Origin of the sequence: Streptomyces abyssomicinicus (assembly GCF_008974245.1) — a bacterium.
Taxonomy (GTDB): Bacteria; Actinomycetota; Actinomycetes; order Streptomycetales; family Streptomycetaceae; genus Streptomyces; species Streptomyces abyssomicinicus.
In genome coordinates this window covers 749,343-764,427 of the sequence record NZ_BBZI01000005.1, presented here as the reverse complement: position 1 = coordinate 764,427, position 15,085 = coordinate 749,343, and the positions used below count along the sequence as shown (strand labels likewise).

At 72.8% G+C, this 15,085-nt stretch carries 17 protein-coding genes; all 17 read right to left on the bottom strand.

Annotated elements, in window-relative coordinates; genetic code table 11:
- Positions 1-81: 81 nt before the first annotated feature.
- The 17 genes from GBN72_RS03090 to GBN72_RS03010 all read right to left on the bottom strand — a co-directional run bounded on the left by GBN72_RS03090 (position 82) and on the right by GBN72_RS03010 (position 15,073).
- Positions 82-1,311 carry an RNA polymerase sigma factor gene (locus GBN72_RS03090; protein WP_151770056.1) on the bottom strand — a complete coding sequence of 410 codons (1,230 nt, stop codon included), beginning with the start codon at positions 1,309-1,311 and terminating at the stop codon, positions 82-84.
- The gene (locus tag GBN72_RS03085) at positions 1,308-2,009 is read right to left on the bottom strand and encodes a YciI family protein (protein WP_151770055.1); all 702 of its coding nucleotides are present in this window, start codon (positions 2,007-2,009) and stop codon (positions 1,308-1,310) included. Before GBN72_RS03085 ends, GBN72_RS03090 begins: the two co-directional genes overlap by 4 nt.
- Positions 2,010-2,183: 174 nt before the next feature.
- Positions 2,184-2,672, bottom strand: a complete 489-nt coding sequence (locus GBN72_RS03080; protein WP_164540340.1) for a GNAT family N-acetyltransferase — start codon at positions 2,670-2,672, stop codon at positions 2,184-2,186.
- A gap of 122 nt (positions 2,673-2,794) precedes the next feature.
- A complete protein-coding gene (locus GBN72_RS33950) occupies positions 2,795-3,319 on the bottom strand; it encodes a CYTH domain-containing protein (RefSeq protein ID WP_164540338.1) in 525 nt (174 codons plus the stop codon).
- Positions 3,303-4,013 carry an HAD family hydrolase gene (locus tag GBN72_RS03070; RefSeq protein ID WP_218042010.1) on the bottom strand — a complete coding sequence of 237 codons (711 nt, stop codon included), beginning with the start codon at positions 4,011-4,013 and terminating at the stop codon, positions 3,303-3,305. Before GBN72_RS03070 ends, GBN72_RS33950 begins: the two co-directional genes overlap by 17 nt.
- Positions 4,010-4,675, bottom strand: a complete 666-nt coding sequence (locus tag GBN72_RS03065; protein WP_151770053.1) for a hypothetical protein — start codon at positions 4,673-4,675, stop codon at positions 4,010-4,012. Before GBN72_RS03065 ends, GBN72_RS03070 begins: the two co-directional genes overlap by 4 nt.
- Positions 4,672-5,331, bottom strand: a complete 660-nt coding sequence (locus GBN72_RS03060; protein WP_151770052.1) for an MOSC domain-containing protein — start codon at positions 5,329-5,331, stop codon at positions 4,672-4,674. The genes GBN72_RS03065 and GBN72_RS03060 overlap by 4 nt, the downstream gene beginning before the upstream one ends.
- The gene (locus GBN72_RS03055; protein WP_151770051.1) at positions 5,328-6,284 is read right to left on the bottom strand and encodes a hypothetical protein; all 957 of its coding nucleotides are present in this window, start codon (positions 6,282-6,284) and stop codon (positions 5,328-5,330) included. The genes GBN72_RS03060 and GBN72_RS03055 overlap by 4 nt, the downstream gene beginning before the upstream one ends.
- Positions 6,281-7,264 carry an acetylxylan esterase gene (locus GBN72_RS03050; RefSeq protein ID WP_151770050.1) on the bottom strand — a complete coding sequence of 328 codons (984 nt, stop codon included), beginning with the start codon at positions 7,262-7,264 and terminating at the stop codon, positions 6,281-6,283. The genes GBN72_RS03055 and GBN72_RS03050 overlap by 4 nt, the downstream gene beginning before the upstream one ends.
- Positions 7,254-7,469 (bottom strand): (2Fe-2S)-binding protein, encoded by a 216-nt coding sequence (locus GBN72_RS03045; protein WP_151770049.1) that lies wholly within the window; start codon positions 7,467-7,469, stop codon positions 7,254-7,256. Before GBN72_RS03045 ends, GBN72_RS03050 begins: the two co-directional genes overlap by 11 nt.
- Positions 7,466-8,407, bottom strand: a complete 942-nt coding sequence (locus GBN72_RS03040) for a nucleoside-diphosphate kinase (protein WP_164540336.1) — start codon at positions 8,405-8,407, stop codon at positions 7,466-7,468. The genes GBN72_RS03045 and GBN72_RS03040 overlap by 4 nt, the downstream gene beginning before the upstream one ends.
- Before the next feature lie 52 nt (positions 8,408-8,459).
- The gene (locus GBN72_RS03035) at positions 8,460-9,740 is read right to left on the bottom strand and encodes a hypothetical protein (protein WP_246212223.1); all 1,281 of its coding nucleotides are present in this window, start codon (positions 9,738-9,740) and stop codon (positions 8,460-8,462) included.
- 28 nt (positions 9,741-9,768) lie between these two features.
- The gene (locus GBN72_RS03030; protein ID WP_151770047.1) at positions 9,769-10,563 is read right to left on the bottom strand and encodes an ABC transporter permease; all 795 of its coding nucleotides are present in this window, start codon (positions 10,561-10,563) and stop codon (positions 9,769-9,771) included.
- 1 nt (position 10,564) lies between these two features.
- The gene (locus GBN72_RS03025) at positions 10,565-11,419 is read right to left on the bottom strand and encodes an ABC transporter permease (protein ID WP_151770046.1); all 855 of its coding nucleotides are present in this window, start codon (positions 11,417-11,419) and stop codon (positions 10,565-10,567) included.
- Positions 11,416-12,363 carry an ABC transporter ATP-binding protein gene (locus GBN72_RS03020; protein WP_151770045.1) on the bottom strand — a complete coding sequence of 316 codons (948 nt, stop codon included), beginning with the start codon at positions 12,361-12,363 and terminating at the stop codon, positions 11,416-11,418. Before GBN72_RS03020 ends, GBN72_RS03025 begins: the two co-directional genes overlap by 4 nt.
- Positions 12,360-13,712: a metallopeptidase TldD-related protein gene (locus GBN72_RS03015; RefSeq protein WP_151770044.1), complete on the bottom strand. Its 1,353-nt coding sequence runs from the start codon at positions 13,710-13,712 to the stop codon at positions 12,360-12,362. The genes GBN72_RS03020 and GBN72_RS03015 overlap by 4 nt, the downstream gene beginning before the upstream one ends.
- Positions 13,709-15,073 (bottom strand): TldD/PmbA family protein, encoded by a 1,365-nt coding sequence (locus tag GBN72_RS03010; protein WP_151770043.1) that lies wholly within the window; start codon positions 15,071-15,073, stop codon positions 13,709-13,711. The genes GBN72_RS03015 and GBN72_RS03010 overlap by 4 nt, the downstream gene beginning before the upstream one ends.
- Between the last annotated feature and the right edge of the window lie 12 nt (positions 15,074-15,085).

Sequence of the window (15,085 nt, the reverse complement as noted above, 5' to 3'; positions counted from 1 at the left end):
AATCAAGGGCCCCTGACAGTCCGCCGGACAGCCCTGCCGGACCGAAGGCGGCCGGCGGCGGCCCGCCGAACGGCTACGTCCTCAGCCTCCCGGTCCCAACTCGGCCAGACGGCGGGCGTATTCCCGGGCGATCGCCTCGTTCGGAGCGACGCTCTTCGCCACCCGGTACATCTTCGCCGCGTCGCGGGTACGGCCGAGGCGGCGCAGCGCGTCCGCGCGGACGGCGGGCAGGGCGTGGTTGCCGGTCAGCTCCTTGGGCGCTCCCAGGGCGTCGACGGCGTCCAGCTGCGCCTGTGGACCGTCGCGCATCCCGACGGCGACCGCCCGGTTGAGGGCGACCACCGGATTGGTGCGCAGCGCCAGGAGGCGGTCGTACAGGGCCACGATCCCGCCCCAGTCGGTAGCGGCGGCGACCGGGGCGAGGGCGTGCTGCGCGGCGATCGCCGCCTGGATCGCGTAGGGGCCGCCCGCCGGGGCCGCCTCACGGGCGAGGGCCACGCCCTCGACGACGAGTGCCCGATCCCATCGCGTCCGGTCCTGGTGCTCCAGCGTGACCAGGCCGCCGTCCCCGTCGAGACGGGCGGCGCGCCGGGAATGCTGGAGCAGGAGCAGCGAGAGCAGTCCTCGTGCCTCCGGCTCGTCCGGTGCCTCGGCGGCGACGAGCCGGGCGAGCCGGATGGCCTCCTCGGCGAGGGCGTCGCGGGTCGTGTTGCCGTCGCTCGGCGCGTATCCCTCGGTGAACACGAGGTAGATGACGGCGAGAACCCCGCCCAGCCGTTCGGAGCGTGCACCGGGTGGCGGCACCCGGTAGGGGATTCCCGCAGCCGCGATCTTGCGCTTCGCCCGCAGGATCCGCTGCGACACGGTGTCCTCGCCGATCAGGAAGGCGCGGGCGATCTCACGCGTGGTGAGGCCGCCGACCGCCCGGAGGGTCAGTGCCACCCGGGCCTCGATGGGGAGCGCCGGGTGGCAGCAGGTGAACACCAGCCGCAGCCTCTCGTCCCCGGGCGGCGCCGGTTCGCGGGCCGCCTCGACCGCGGCGGCCTCGGCGAGCTTTCCGCGTTCGGTCGTCCGGCGGCGCAGCACGTCGAGGGCGCGGTTCCGGGCGGCGGCCACCAGCCACGCTCCCGGCCGCCGCGGCACTCCGTCGCGCTCCCAGGCCGGCAGGGCGCGGGCGAACGCGTCCTGGGCGCAGTCCTCGGCCAGCTCCCAGTCTCCGGTCAGGCGCACGACCGTGCCGAAGACGACGCCCCACTCGCCGCGGTGGGCCTCGGCGAGCGTCGCCCGGACCTCCGCCGGCCCGGTGGTCACGAGAGGTCCGTCCAGAACTCGCGCAGCTCGGCGATCCCCGACCGTGCCATGGGACAGCGGGTCAGATAGTCGATCGCCTCCTCCCGCTCGCCGTCGATGAACACGATGCCGGACACCCACTCCTGCACGTCCGCGTACGGGCCATCGGTGATCAGCAGTTCCCCTGCACGGCGGCGCACGAGTGTGGCGTCCTGGACGGGACGCAGGTGCTCGCCGCCGAGGTAGCGGCCGGAGGCGAGACCGTCGAGGACCCAGTGGGCCACCGCGGCCGGATCCGGGGTGAAGGACGGCGCGCCCGGGTCCGTCCGGAGGATCCCGAGGAAGCGTGAGGCGGGCGCGTCGCCCTCGTGCGGGACGTTCCCGGTGCCCGGACCGAGATCGAGCGGTTCGACCGGCCGGATCTCGATGCGCCCGCCGGTCGCCATCGGGTGCGAGGCGGCGACCTCGATCGCCTCGTCGAGGTCGGCGGCCTCGATGAGGTCGTACCCGGCGATCCACTCGGCCGTCTCGGCGAACGGGCCGTCGGTGACCAGCACACGGTCACCGCGCACGCGGACCGTCGTGGTCTCGGTGACCGGCTTGAGCCGCATTCCCTCCACGCGGACGCCGCGGTCGTTCCACTTCTCGACCCATGCCTCCGGGTTCTCGTCGGCCGGCTCTCCAGCGGGGTCGGTGGCGACGAACAACACGTACTTCATGACCGTTCTCCTTCCGAACGTTTCACGAGAACGACGAAGGGCCTCTGCCGGATCCGACAGTGCGGCAAGAGTTCGTCGGCGACAGGTGCCTCTCGCCCTCCGCCTGCGAGGCGGCCGCGGACCCGGCACGGCGGGTGGAGCCGGTTCCGTGAACCGGCCGACACACCGTGTCAGTCATGGCGAAGGGATGCGGAACTCGAACGCGGGGCGGTCCCACGGCACGGCGGGTGGGTTCGCCGGCGCGGTTCCGGTCCGCACCGCACCGACGCGGTGGTAGAAGTCCTCGGCGGGAGGATGCGACACGACCGCGACATGGTCGAGCCCGGCGGCACGGGCCTGCGACTTCATGTGCTCGACGAGCAGTCGTCCGATGCCCCGTCCCTGCGCTTCGTCGGCGACGAACAGCAGATCGAGCTCCGGTGGATCGAGGACGAGCGAGTAGAACCCGAGGACCCGGCCGCCCTGCTCGTCGCCGTCGACGGCCACGAAGACGCGGTGGGCCTCGATGTAATCGGGACCGACCCGGTAGCCCGCGACCGCGGCCGCGTACATGCCCGCGTAGGCGCCTGAGCCACGCACGAGCCGTGTGAGCCGTTTGGCATCCCGCGCGACAGCCCTCCGCACCGTGACCGTCCGGCCGCCCCGGGAAGTGCGTGAACCCATCCGGAGAGTATCCCGCACCGGGGAGTGCGCCGAGGACGCCCGGCCGCCCGGCCGCGCCCCGTCGACGGGTCGACGGGGCGACGGGGCGACGGGGCGACGGGGCGCCTGCGTGTGGCCCCGGGTCAGCCCCTCGTACCGGGGATTCCCTCGACCGCCAGGCGGCGGTTCTTGTACTCCTTCGCCCCGGTGATCTCGGCGCCGAACCAGTCGGGCGGTGTGAACGCCCTCGCCGCCTCCTCGGAGGGGAACTCGACCTCGACGGTGCGCAGGCCGGACAGCTCCGCCCCGTAGACGTCCACGGAGGCGACGGTGCCCTGCGCGGGGACCGAGTACCGGGTCTTCACCAGCCTGGCCCCCGCCGTGGCGGGCCAGAGCTCCTCGAACTCCTGCTCCGTGAGCGGGCACTCGACCTCGGTGCGGGAGAGTCCCCCGTTGCCCCGCTTGACCCCGAGGACGCACCGGCCCGCGATGCGGCGCAGGCGCACCTCGGTGCCGTCGTCGGTGACGGCGAGGTAGCCCTGCTCGATGGACTCCGTCGCCGTCGCGGGCGGAACGGCCCCGGCTCCGGCCCCGGCCCCGGCCCCGGCCCCGGCCCCGGCAGCAGTCTCGGCCCCGAGCAGGAACTTGCGCTCAATCTCCAGTGGCATCCGCCGTCTCCCTCGCCGTGACCAGGGCGGGCAGGAGGCGCATGTCGGTGAGGACGGCCGTCGCGAGCCCGGTGAGCCATTGCGCCGGGGTGAGGCCCCCCGCGTATCCGACGGAACGCATCCCGGCGGCGGTGGCCGCCTGGACCCCGAACTTGCTGTCCTCCACGACGACGCAACGCGACGGGTCGACGCCCATCCGCCGCGCGGCGTGGAGGAAGAGGTCCGGTGCGGGCTTGCCCCGTTCGACCTCGTGGGCGCTGAAGATCCGCCCGGCGAACCTCTCGTAAAGGCCCACCTTGCCCAGGGTGTGGCGCATCTTCTCGTGGCTGCCGCTGGAGGCGATGCACCAGTTGGCCGGTCCGAGGCCGGCTCGTTCCAGGCCGTCCAGGGCCTCCACGATGCCGTCGACCGGGGCCAGGCTCTCGTCGACGGCCACGGAGTGCATCTCCTGGAACCGCTCGCCCCAGGTGCGGGCCGTCTCCTCGCCGAGGCGCTCGGCGATCTGCTCGCCGATGGAGGTGGTCGAGCGGCCGACGAAGCGGTTCATGACGTCGGACTCGCTCAGCGGCCAGCCCAGTTCGGCGCCCAGGGCGACGTGCGTCCGCACGGCGATGGGCTCGCTGTCCACGAGCACGCCGTCGCAGTCGAAGACGACGAGCTCGACCGGCTCCCGCGCGGGGAGAATGCCGGTCAACGGATGCAGCCCTGGCTGACGAGGAGCTGCCTGATCTCCTCCACGCGCTCGGCGCCCAGCCGACGACGGGCCTGGTCCTCGGGCTTCTCGTCCTTCTGGCCGTACTGCCACCACGCCTCGCCGGTGTCGCGGTTCATCACCACGAAGCGGTCCTTCTCCGAGGGACCGCGCACGATGAGGGACGTGGTGTCCGGCTCGGAGCTGACGGTGTGCACCATGGTGTGGCGGATCACGTAGCCCGAGCCCGCGACCTCGTCACGCACCAGCGCGGGGCTGCCGATGCGGGTGTCGGTGTCCAGCTCCTCGTAGTCGCCGAAGAGGTGGTGCTGGTAGCTGCCGTGCAGGATGCGGGAGCCGAAGCTCCAGCGGTGGTTGTGCGGGCGGTCGAAGTCGCTGCCGGTGAACACGTGCAGCCGGACCCGGACGTCGCTGGCCTTGTCGTTGACGAGGACGACGCGGTCGAGCTCCTGGAGCCGCTCGCACTGGTTGAGCAGTTCCGGCGTGGACAGGACGTGGTCGAAGGCGTCGTTGAGCCACGTCGGGTGGGAGACCAGTTCCTCGAGCAGGTCCTCCATAGGCCGGTGCAGGGCGGGCAGGTCCGACCAGTCCAGGGCGGCGAGCCGGCCCGGGTCGATCAGGGGCTGCGATGCGGTGGTTGTCATGGGGTGGATCTCTCCAGTTCCTGTTCTCGGGCGGCCAGCCACTTGCGGGCCTTCTCATGGTGTTTGGGCAGCATTTCCGGGGCGTCCAGGAAACGGGGCATCAGGTGCGGTTCCGTGGTCAGCGCCCTGAGCATGTAGCCGATGGTCACCCCGTGGCCGGGCCGCTTGATGATCTCGACGGGGTCGCCCGCTCCGACCGTGCCCTCCTTCAGGACCCGCAGATAGGCGCCGGGCGCCCCGTGCGCGATGAAGCGCTTGACCAGGTCCGGGACCTCCCAGAAGCCCGCGAAGACGCGGCAGGGCTTGCGGGCGCGGATGACCTCGAAGACCGCCTCGCCGATGGCCCATTGCTCACCGACCTCGGCGTCCGTGACGTTCAGGCCCGTGGTCGAGAAGTTCTCGCCGAAGTTCCCCGGGGCGATCTCCCGACCGAGCTCCTCCTCCCAGAACGCGGCGTCCTCGCGGGCGAAGGCGTACACCGCCTTGTCCGGTCCGCCGTGGACGCGCCGGTCGGCGACCAGGTCGCCTTCGAGTCCCTCGCGGCGGGCCGTCACGCGGTGCTCCACGGGACGTTTGTCGATACCGCTGCGGCCGGTGCCGGTCCAGGGACCGCGCCGCTCCACGCCGAGGTTGAGCGTGGCGAGCACCGCGGTCACGAGGCGGCCTCCTGAAGTCGTTCCGGCGCCCATGCCTCGGTCACGTTCGGGACGATGGGGCCCACGTCGCCGACGTTCATCTCGGTCAGCAGGTGGGTGACCACGGTCAGCAGGTCCCAGCGGTGCGGGCTGTCCAGCGGGGTGCGCCGGGTAAGGTCGAGCATCTCCTCCAGGTCCGGGCGCCGCGTGCCGGCCTCCCCGAGCGGGCCGGGCCCGGCGGCGAGGCGCTGCCAGCTGTTCTCGAGGTCGAAGTCGTGCTCCGGGTGCCGGTCCTCCAGCTCCTGGAAGACGGCCAGGGCCTCGGGCCTGGCGTCGTGGTCCTGGAGGATCCGCCGGCGTACCAGTTCGCGCCGCGGCTCGTCGCAGATGACGGCGAGTTCGCGGAGCACGTCCGCCGGCTCGTCCGAGATGTGGGTGAAGTTGAACAGGCCGTTGACCACGCCGAGTTGGTGGCGCAGGTGCTCCGGCCGGCGCAGGCGCGGGTCGGCCGGCCCCTTGAGACCGTTCAGCCTGACCGCGGCGGGGATCGCGCCGGGGTGCCACCGCTCGTCCTTCAGGACCAGGGCGACGGTCCGGGTGCTCGGCAGGATGACGTCCATGGCCTCGATGCGCCGGCGGTCGGCGATGTTGAACTGGTAGCGCCACACCTCGCGGATGGTCAGCCGGTCGTGCCGGAACGGGATGACGTCGACGGGGCAGAAGCCCGCCTCCCGCAGGATGCGCAGCGCGGGCCGCAGCCTGCGGCCGGCGGTCGCCTCGGACTTGAGCATGCACAGGGCGATGCCGAGCATCTGCGGGACGATGTCGCCGAAGGTCCAGCTCGCCTCGCGGAAGTACTGGTCGACCGCGTACAGGTCGGCCTTGCGCTCCGACCAGGTGACGGTGTCGAGGAGGTCGGACGGGACCTCGGTCAGCTGGGCGACGGGCGGACTGTCGGGGTGCAGGCGTCTCATCTGTCGTGTCCTTCCTGCCAGAAGGCGGGGGCCCGGTGGGAGGCCGGTGCCTGGGCGAAGACGTCGGCCAGGAACTCCGCCTCGGCGAGGCGCAGCGGCGTGTTGGGGGCGGCGTGCTCGGCCAGCGGCCAGGTCACCAGCCGTTTCTCCGCCGGGTAGCGGTCGTGCGTGGCGTACCCCGTGTCCGGCAGGCACCGCTGGTCCTTGCCGGCCACCGAGAACAGTGCGGGACAGCGGCCGTGGGAGGCGAGTTCCGCCACGTCGAAGAGACCGAGGGTCCTGGACGCGCGGGCGGCCAGGCCGGGGTACGCCTCGGCGAAGCGCAGCAGCTCCCGGTAGGGCTGCCGGTCGGGGACCCGGGTGAGGTCGGGCAGCGCGGCGAGGAAGGGCGACTCGACGAGCGCGGCGGCGACCTGGGGGCTGAGCACGGCGGCGGCGAGCGCCAGCTGCCCGCCCTGGCTGCAGCCGGTGGTCGCGATGCGCCCGGCGTCGACGCCGGGGAGTTCCGCGGCGGCGGCGACGGCGCGCACCGCGTCGATGTACGCGTCCCTGTAGTAGTAGGTGTCCGGGTCGAGGATGCCGCGCGTGGTGAAGCCCGGGATCTGCGGATGCGTCAGCCCGACGGGGTCGGGGGTGGCGCCCGCGCGGCCCCCGGCGCCGCTCTGGCCGCGGGTGTCGACGACCAGCGTGGCGTAGCCGAGGGCCGGCCACAGGAGGCGGTCCAGGGCGTGCCCGCGGCCCTCGCCGTAGCCGAGGAACTGCACGGTGCAGGGCAGCTGTCGGCCGTCGGCGTGTCCGGCGGGGCGGATGTACCAGGCCGCGACGCGGTGGCCGCGGGCCCCGGCGAAGGAGGCGTCGTGGACGGTGCAGCCGGCCAGCGGGGTGTCCTGCTCGGTCAGCCTCACCTCCAGGGGCGGCCGGGTGGCCTCGTCGAGTGCGGCACGCCAGAAGCGCGTCATCTCCGCGGGGTCACTGCGCACGGCTCACCGCCAGCGCGCCGTCGGCACCGGACTCGTCGCCGAAGTCCTCGATCAGTTCCTCGAGCGACTCGCGGCAGTCCCCGCATCCCTGTCCGGCGTCGCAGTGCTCGCCCAGGCCCTCGACGGTGGTCACGCCGCGGCGGATCCAGCCGACGATCTCGTCCTCGGTGACGTGGTGGCACACGCAGATGGTGACCGGGCTCATGCCGGCTCCTGCCAGGCGCCGAGCAGGACGTTGGGGTAGATACGCTCGATGCCGGGGGTGTTGAAGCGCACGGTGGCGGTGAGGACCGCGAGCAGGTCCCACAGGTCGCCCGGGTCGGCGTCCGGATGGTGTGCCGCACGGAGCAGTTCGGCAGGGGTGACGGCGGCTCCCCGGGCACGGGCGCGGGCCAGTGCCCCCGCGGGGGAGCCGGACTTCTCCAGCCGTCGCCAGCCGGCGTCCGGGTCGAGGTCGTGCTCGGGGACGGAGCCCTCGACCTCCTCGCGGATCCGCCGCGTCTCGTCGGTCGCGTCGTGACCCGAGACCATGCGCTCACGCACGAGTTCGCGACGCGAGGGCTCGAGCAGCAGCCCGAGGTCGCGCAGGACGTCGATGGGCTCGTCGGTCGTGTGGAGAAAGTTGAACAGGCCGTTGAGCGCGCCCAGGCGCTCCCGCAGATGCTCGGGCCTGCGCAGTTCGGCGGTGGCGGGGCCCTTGAGGGCGGCGAGCCGGACGGCGGCCGGCACCGCACCGGCCCGGTGGCGCTCGTCGCGCAGGACGAGCAGGACGCAGTCCAGGGAGCGCAGGTACAGCTCCATGGTGGCGATGCGCTCGCGGTCGGCGAAGTTGAGCTGGAAGCGCCAGGTCTCGCGGATCGACAACCGGTCGTGCCGGAAGCGCAGGACGTCGACGGGACGGAACCCGTTGTCCGCCAGTGCCTGGAGGGCGGCGCCGTAGCGCCGCCCCACGGCGGCATCGGGCTTGAGGACGCACAGCGCGGTGCGCAGCAGTTCGCCTGTGTGGTCGCGGAACGTCCAGGCGGCTTCCCGCGTGTAGGTGTCGATGCCGAACAGGTGCGCCTTGACGGGCGAGCGTGTGACGGCGTCCAGCAGTTCCCGCGGGATGTCGTGGGGGCGTTCGGTGGAACGCTGCGTCTCCATTCCGGTGCTCCTCATGTTCGCCTCGGTCTCTCGGGTGGTGCGCGCGGTGCGCTCAGATCAGCGCGCGGCGCAGGCGCTCGGCGTCGACGTGGCAGCTCTGGGTGAACTCCGAAGCGGCGAGGTCCAGTTCGGGGAAGAAGGTGCGGTACGCCGTGAAGGACACGAGGTGCCAGATGTCGGCCTCGGCTACGCCCAGGGCACGGACGTTGGCGATCTGCTGGTCGATGGGCTGCGTGCCCGCGGCGACCACGCCCTTCTCCTGGTACCACAGGTCGCTTCCGGGTTCCTGGTGCAGGTCCTGGCCGGCGAGCCGGGCGACGTCGCTGCGGTCCGTCATCAGCATCATGTTCTGCGGGCCGACGATCTCGATGGCGCGCTTGGCGATGGCGAAGTCGACGTGCTCGCCGTCGAAGTTGAGGCAGGCGGCGATGCGTCCCGCGTGGGCGCCGCGCATGATGGCGGCGGGGACCGGGCCGACCTGTTCGTGGAGGTCTGCCAGGTTCCACGACGGCAGGTCGTAGCCGGCGAGCAGCGCGTCGCGGTTGGCGCGCGCCTTGGAGGTGCGGAAGGCGTGCTTGATCAGCAGCGGCATCTCGTTGAAGAGGTGGTCGGTGACGACCCGGACGCCGGAGTGCGGGCACTCGGCGGCCTCGGCCGTGGCGAGGACCTCCTCGACGCAGTCGGCTCCGAGCTGCGGGTCCTCCTTGGCGAAGTGGCCCAGGGCCGGCCGGACGCCGCTCTCGACGAGCCGGGTGACGATCCACTCCAGGGACGGGTGGTCCGGGGTGAACTGCGCGGCCAGGTAGGAGCTGGACTGCAGGGCGTCGGGCGACAGCATGATGTAGACGAGGCCGAGGGGGCCACAGCTCGCGAGCTTCTCCCACTCCTCCTTGGAGGGCGCCCACACCGAGCTGGCGGGCGTGCCGCCGAAGCTGGCGACGAGCGGGCCCTCGAGGGCGATGGCCGGGACGAAGGGGAGTTGGCCGTCGGCCTTGAGGGCGGCGAAGCCGCGCATGAACTCGACGAAGCCGTCCAGGCGCTCCTGGCGCAGGTACAGCGTGGGGATGCAGAGCAGGCCTTCGGAGGCGGCGTGCTTGTCGACCTCGAAGAGGTCGATCTCGGCGAAGTTGGAGAAGTCGACCTTGCCCAGGCCGTGGCAGTGGACCTCGACGGGCAGCGACGGGACCAGGTAGGGCTCGGTGTCGCCCAGCGGGGCGGCCGTCAGTGCGCCGGGGGTGACGAGGCCGTCCTTGTGCTGGACCGGGCCGGCGAAGGTGCCGCGCGGGTCGATCCACGCGTTCGCGGACCACGCGGACATCTGAGGGTTGCTCACTTGTCTTCTTTCTCTTTCCGAAGGATGTTCAGGAGGTGCCGAGCGCGAGACGCGTCGTCGCGCGGCGGGCGGCCAGGTGCACGAAGAGCACACCGGCGAGGGCCCATGCGCCGCCGACGGCGAGTTCGACCAGCAAGGGAGTACCGTGCGGCCGGCCGGCGAGGAGGCCGTCGACGGCCTCCATGACGTGGCTGAGGGGCATCGCCCGGCTCAGCGGGACCAGGAAGGCCGGCAGCCGGTCCTGGGGGACCAGCGTCCCCGACAGGACCATGAGGACGAGTTCGGCCATGTTGGGGCCGACGAAGAGGTCCTCGAGGAGCAGGGCCACGGCCGAGAGCGTCAGCCCGAACCCCGCGGTCGTCAGCACGCCCACGGCCAGCAGGAGGGCGTACTGCGGGACGCCGATCGGCAGTGTCATGTACAGCAGGGCGCACACGAGGTAGGTGCACAGGCCTCCGACGAACCCGTCCACGATGTGCGGCAGGGCGCGCTGGCCGGCCGCCGCGACCTTGTTCTGGGGCGAGGCCAGCCATGCGCCGAGCGTGTTGAAGGAGCGCTCGTTGCCGATCGAAAGGGCCATTCCGTACACGACCGCGCCGGCGCCGGCCAGCAGGCTGGAGGCGATCATCATGCGGTCGGCTCCCGCGCCGTAGTGGGTCGCCAGGGAGGTGAAGGCGATGGCCATGCCGATCGGCCGGACGATGCGCGAGCTGAGGTAGCCCAGCGGGTTGAACCAGGTGAACAGGGCCCGGTAGGAGAGCGCCGCGCCACGCAGCGCGGCGCGCAGCGCACCGCCCTGGGGGGCCGGGGTGGGGGTTCGCATGTCAGGCCTCCAGCGGCAGGGCGTTCCGGCGCACGGTGGTCTCGAGCCGCTGGACGGCGACCACGACCAGTGCGCAGAAGAAACCGGTCAGGGCGACCGCCGCGAGCAGCTGTTCCGGCCCGGCGCCGCGGATCCAGGCCATGACGTGGGACTGCGGCAGGATCAGGGCGAGCTTCTGCACGGGGGCCGGGAGGGCGGACTGGGGCACGATCAGGGCACTGAGCGCCATGACCAGACCGGTCAGGCCGTTGGTCATGCCGGCCGAGAAGGGGAAGCGCAGGACGGCGAAGCCGAGGAGCCCGATCACGGAGGCGGTGGCGAAGGCCAGCAGGACCCCGCCGACGAGCCAGCGGCCCCAGTCGAACCCGCCGTCGATGCCGAACAGCAGGCCCAGGACGATCAGGGTTCCCGGCAGGGCGGTCACCGACTGGAGGGCGGTGCCGGTCAGCCTGCCCAGGACCACGGGGACGAGGCCTCCGGGGCTGCCCAGCGCGGCGTGGAGCGTCCGCCACTGCTTCTCGCCGAGCATGCTGAACAGGAGCAGCACGATGATCGAGTCGAGCATGCCGATGCCCGCCGAGCCCACGGCCATGTCGTCGGTGGTGTGCCGGGAGAAGCCGTCCGTGGCGTTGGCGTGCACGACGAACGCGAAGACGCACGGCATGGCCAGGGTGGAGAAGATGGCCATCGGGCTGGTCGCGTGCATCCGCAGCTGGTCCGTGACGGCCCGGACGAAGGTCGCTCCGGTGCCGGACCGTCCGCCGCGCCGCCGCGGCGCGGCCGCGGTGCCGGTGCCGGTGCCGGTGCCGGTGCCGGTGCCGGTGCCGGTGCCGGTGCCGGTGGGTGAGGGGGTCATGACGCCGCCACCATGTCGAGGAAGACCTCTTCGAGGGTGGGCGGGGTGACGGCGACGCTGGTGGTCCGGCCGGGGAACCGGGCCAGCACCCACTGCACCGCGGCCGCCCCGTCGGACACGCGCAGGGTGACGGCGGAGCCCGCGTGCTCCACGTTCATGACGCCCGGGCACTCCTGGAGTCCGTCCGGTGCCTCGGGGGTGGAGAAGACCACGTTGACGACGTGGCCCAGGCGGCCCGCCGCGTTCAGCCGCAGCTCGCCGGCGGTCGACTCCACGTGGATGCGACCGCCCTTCATCAGGACCACGCGGCTGCTGAGCTCCTCGGCCTCCCGCATGTCGTGGGTGGTCAGCAGGATGCTGCGGCCCTCCCCGGTGAGGCGGGCGACGAGGGCTCGCATGGCGGCGGCCGACTGGGGGTCGAGGCCGGCGGAGGGCTCGTCCAGGATCAGCACGGACGGCTCGTGCAGGAGCGCCCGCGCCAGGTGCAGGCGCTGCTTCATGCCGCGCGAGAAGGAGCCCACGAGGTCGCCCGAGCGGTCCTCGAGGTCCACCTCCGCGAGCAGGTGGCGGGCCCGCTCCGCGAGGCGGGCGCCGCGCAGCCCGTACATGAGGCCGAAGAATTCCAGGTTCTGGTGGGCGGTCAGTCTCGGGTACAGACCGGTGTCGCCGCCGAGGCTGAAGCCGCAGGCCATGGCCGCGCGACGGCGGGCGCGCACGACGTCGTGCCCGTCGACGAGGACCTGTCCGGCGGTCGGCAGGAGCAGGCCGGTGAGCATCTTGACCGTGGTGGTCTTGCCCGCGCCGTTGGGGCCGAGCACGGAGACGAGTTCACCGGGTCGCACGACCAGGGACACGTCGTCGACCGCGCGCCGTACGGAGCCGTCCTTCGCTGTGAACTCGCGTACGAGCCCGCGGGCTTCGAGCCCTCCGTCTGTCAGAGTCATGATCGCACTGCCTTCGAGGTGATCCGGGTGAGGTCCATCTCCAGGTAGGCTCCGCCCGCCGAGATCTGGCCCGGGAAATAGGACACGTCGTCGCCGACCGCGGTGACCGAGGAGAGGAAGTCGATGGCCGGTCCCTCCACGGACAACGGGGCGTAGGCCTCCTGGGGGACACCGTCCACGGTGCGGGCCGCCAGGAGCCGGAACGCCAGCTGACCGCCGGAGCGGAACTCCTCGACGCCCAGCGTCCGGGCGTCCGCGACCACGCAGCGCTCGCCGGCCAGCAGGCCGCGGGCGGTGGTGCCGGCCGTCGGGGTCATCCGGACGTTGCCGGCGGTCGGCTGCGGGAAGTTCTTCAGCGGGTTCCACCAGGCGTGGCCGGTCAGGGGCGCCGCCGCGAGGGGACCGTCGTCGGCGAGAGCCGTCTTGCGCGTGGCGACGGGGCGCTGGCGGCCGTCGCGGCCGACCAGTTCCGCGCTTCCGGTCGGGGTGCCCTCGCAGTCGAAGGTCCGGGCGCCGTAGCCCGCCGCGCACGGTCCCTCGTCGAGGAGGGAGGCGGCCAGGGGCACGGGGTGGGCGAGGGGGTTGAGCAGGATGGTGTTCACCAGGGCCCGGAGCAGCTGGGCGGTGGCGGACGGGGTGAGGACGACGCGGGTGCCCGTGAACGGCTGCCCGGCGGCACCCATGGCGGTCTGCAGCACGCTCAGTTCGCGTCCCAGTTCCACCGGGTCGATGTCGTCGAGCGCGGTCGCGTAGCGCGTGGCCGACACCATGTGCGAGCCGTCCTCGCCGACGACCACGGCCGTCAGCTCGACGCCGTAGCACTGGTCCTCGAGCCGGGCGCCGCCGCTGTCCAGGAACACGGCCTCGCGCAGGATGTCGCTCACGTGCAGTCCGGCCACGGCCTGCCCGGGCCGCAGCCCTTCGCCCACGGCCTCCATGAGCGCGCCCGTTCGGGAGGCCGCGGCGCTCATGTCGAGGCGGTCCCGGGTGGTGTGCCAGTCCCCCTGGGCGGTCTGCCGGGACGGGTGGGCGTGCGGACGTCCCCCGTCCGCGGCGGGGCTGCCCAGGGAGAAGAGGGGGCGGCCCGTCGCCAGAAGCCGGGCCGCGGTCGGGACGGTCGGCTGGCCGGCGTTGAGGTACAGCTCCCGCCCGTCGCGCTCCAGCCGTACGAATCCGCTGAAGGCGGGGTCCTCGACGAGGAGTTGCTTCTTCCCGCTCGCGTCGCACACGAGCCGGCGGCGCGCCGACCGTTCCAGGAACGTGGCCGCGCTCTCCGTGGGGTGCAGAGCCGCCTGCACGGTCTCGGCCACGGCGATCGCCTGGTCCGCCCGGCGGTTGAGGACCTTCACGCTGCGCTCCAATCCAGTGCGGAGAAGCGCATCGACGGGGAGAACAGGCCGATGCCGAGCATCTGGCCCTGCTTCCCGCACGTGACGCTGTCGCCGCCGAAGTCCGAACCCGTGCCCTCCAGGCGGGCGAGGGTCTCCAGGGCGTCGCCGAAGAGGCTGACGTCGCGTACCGGGACGCGGTGCCCTTCCGGAGTGATGTAGGTGCAGTTCAGCGCGGCGAAATGGAACTCTCCGCTGCGGAGGTCGATCATCCCGGCGCCCAGGCATCCGACCTGGAGCAGGCCGTCGGCGGACGGGGCGAGCAGTGCCCGCGGATCCTCCGTGCCGCGTGGCACCACGGTGTTGCTGGCGCGGGGCAGCGGCAGTGCCCGGTAGTCGCGGCGGCGCCCGTTGCCGGTGGGCCGGTAGCCGTGGCGCTGCGCCGTACGGACGGAGGACAGCGGCGAGCCGAGTTCGCCCTGGGACACCAGCACGGTGGTGCCGCCGGCGAAGCCCTCGTCGTCGATGTCGTAGGAGCCGTAGCCGTCCGCGAGGGTGGCGTCGTCGTACATCGTGACCGATGCGGGGACGGCGCCCGGCTTGCGGAGCTTGGCGATGTAGTCGCTCTGCATCGCGAAGTTGTCGCCCTCGAGGGCGTGCCCGACGAGTTCGTGCAACAGGCCCACCGCGGCGGACGGCCCGAAGACGACGGGGGTGCGGTGGCGACCGCCGAGGTCCGCCCGCGCGGAGTTGCGCGCGTGCTCCAGCGCGGTCCGCGCCACGTCCTGCGGCACGCCGTCGCGGTCGGCTCCGCCGGCCCGCGGGCCGCGCTCCAGCCAGCGGTTCAGTCCGCGGAAGCGGTTCCCGTCGTGCTCGACGGTGGCTTCCACACGGCGTCGCACCAGCCGCGAGGTGGCCGCCGAGCGCACGCCGTCGGTGTCGACGACGGCGATGCCGCGGGCGGTGAAGTCCTCCATGGTGCGCAGGGAGTGGGCCGCGGGCGCGTCCTGGATCAGCCAGTCCCGCGCGGCGACGGCCGTGAACTCCACCTCCTGCGGGTCCGGCCACGGCGGGGGGCCCTCCGCGCCGGGCACCTCGCCGGAGCCGAGCCACCGGGGCAGTGAGGGCAGTTCGACGACGGAGAACGTGCGGTGGCGCCAGCGGCCGTCCTGCCGGACCATGCACGCCAGTCCCTCGCGGGGCTCGACGCAGGTGGCGAGCGCCTCTCCGTCCAGGCACTCCACGCGCACCTCGACGGTGCGCTCCGCGTAGGCCTGCGCGTACTGCGCCGACCTGCCGAGCTGCTCGACGGCCCACCGGGCCACCTCGAGCAGTTCCTCGGTTCCGTTGGCCGGTGTGGTCCGGCTCGTCGTCACTGCCATGGGTCTCGCTGC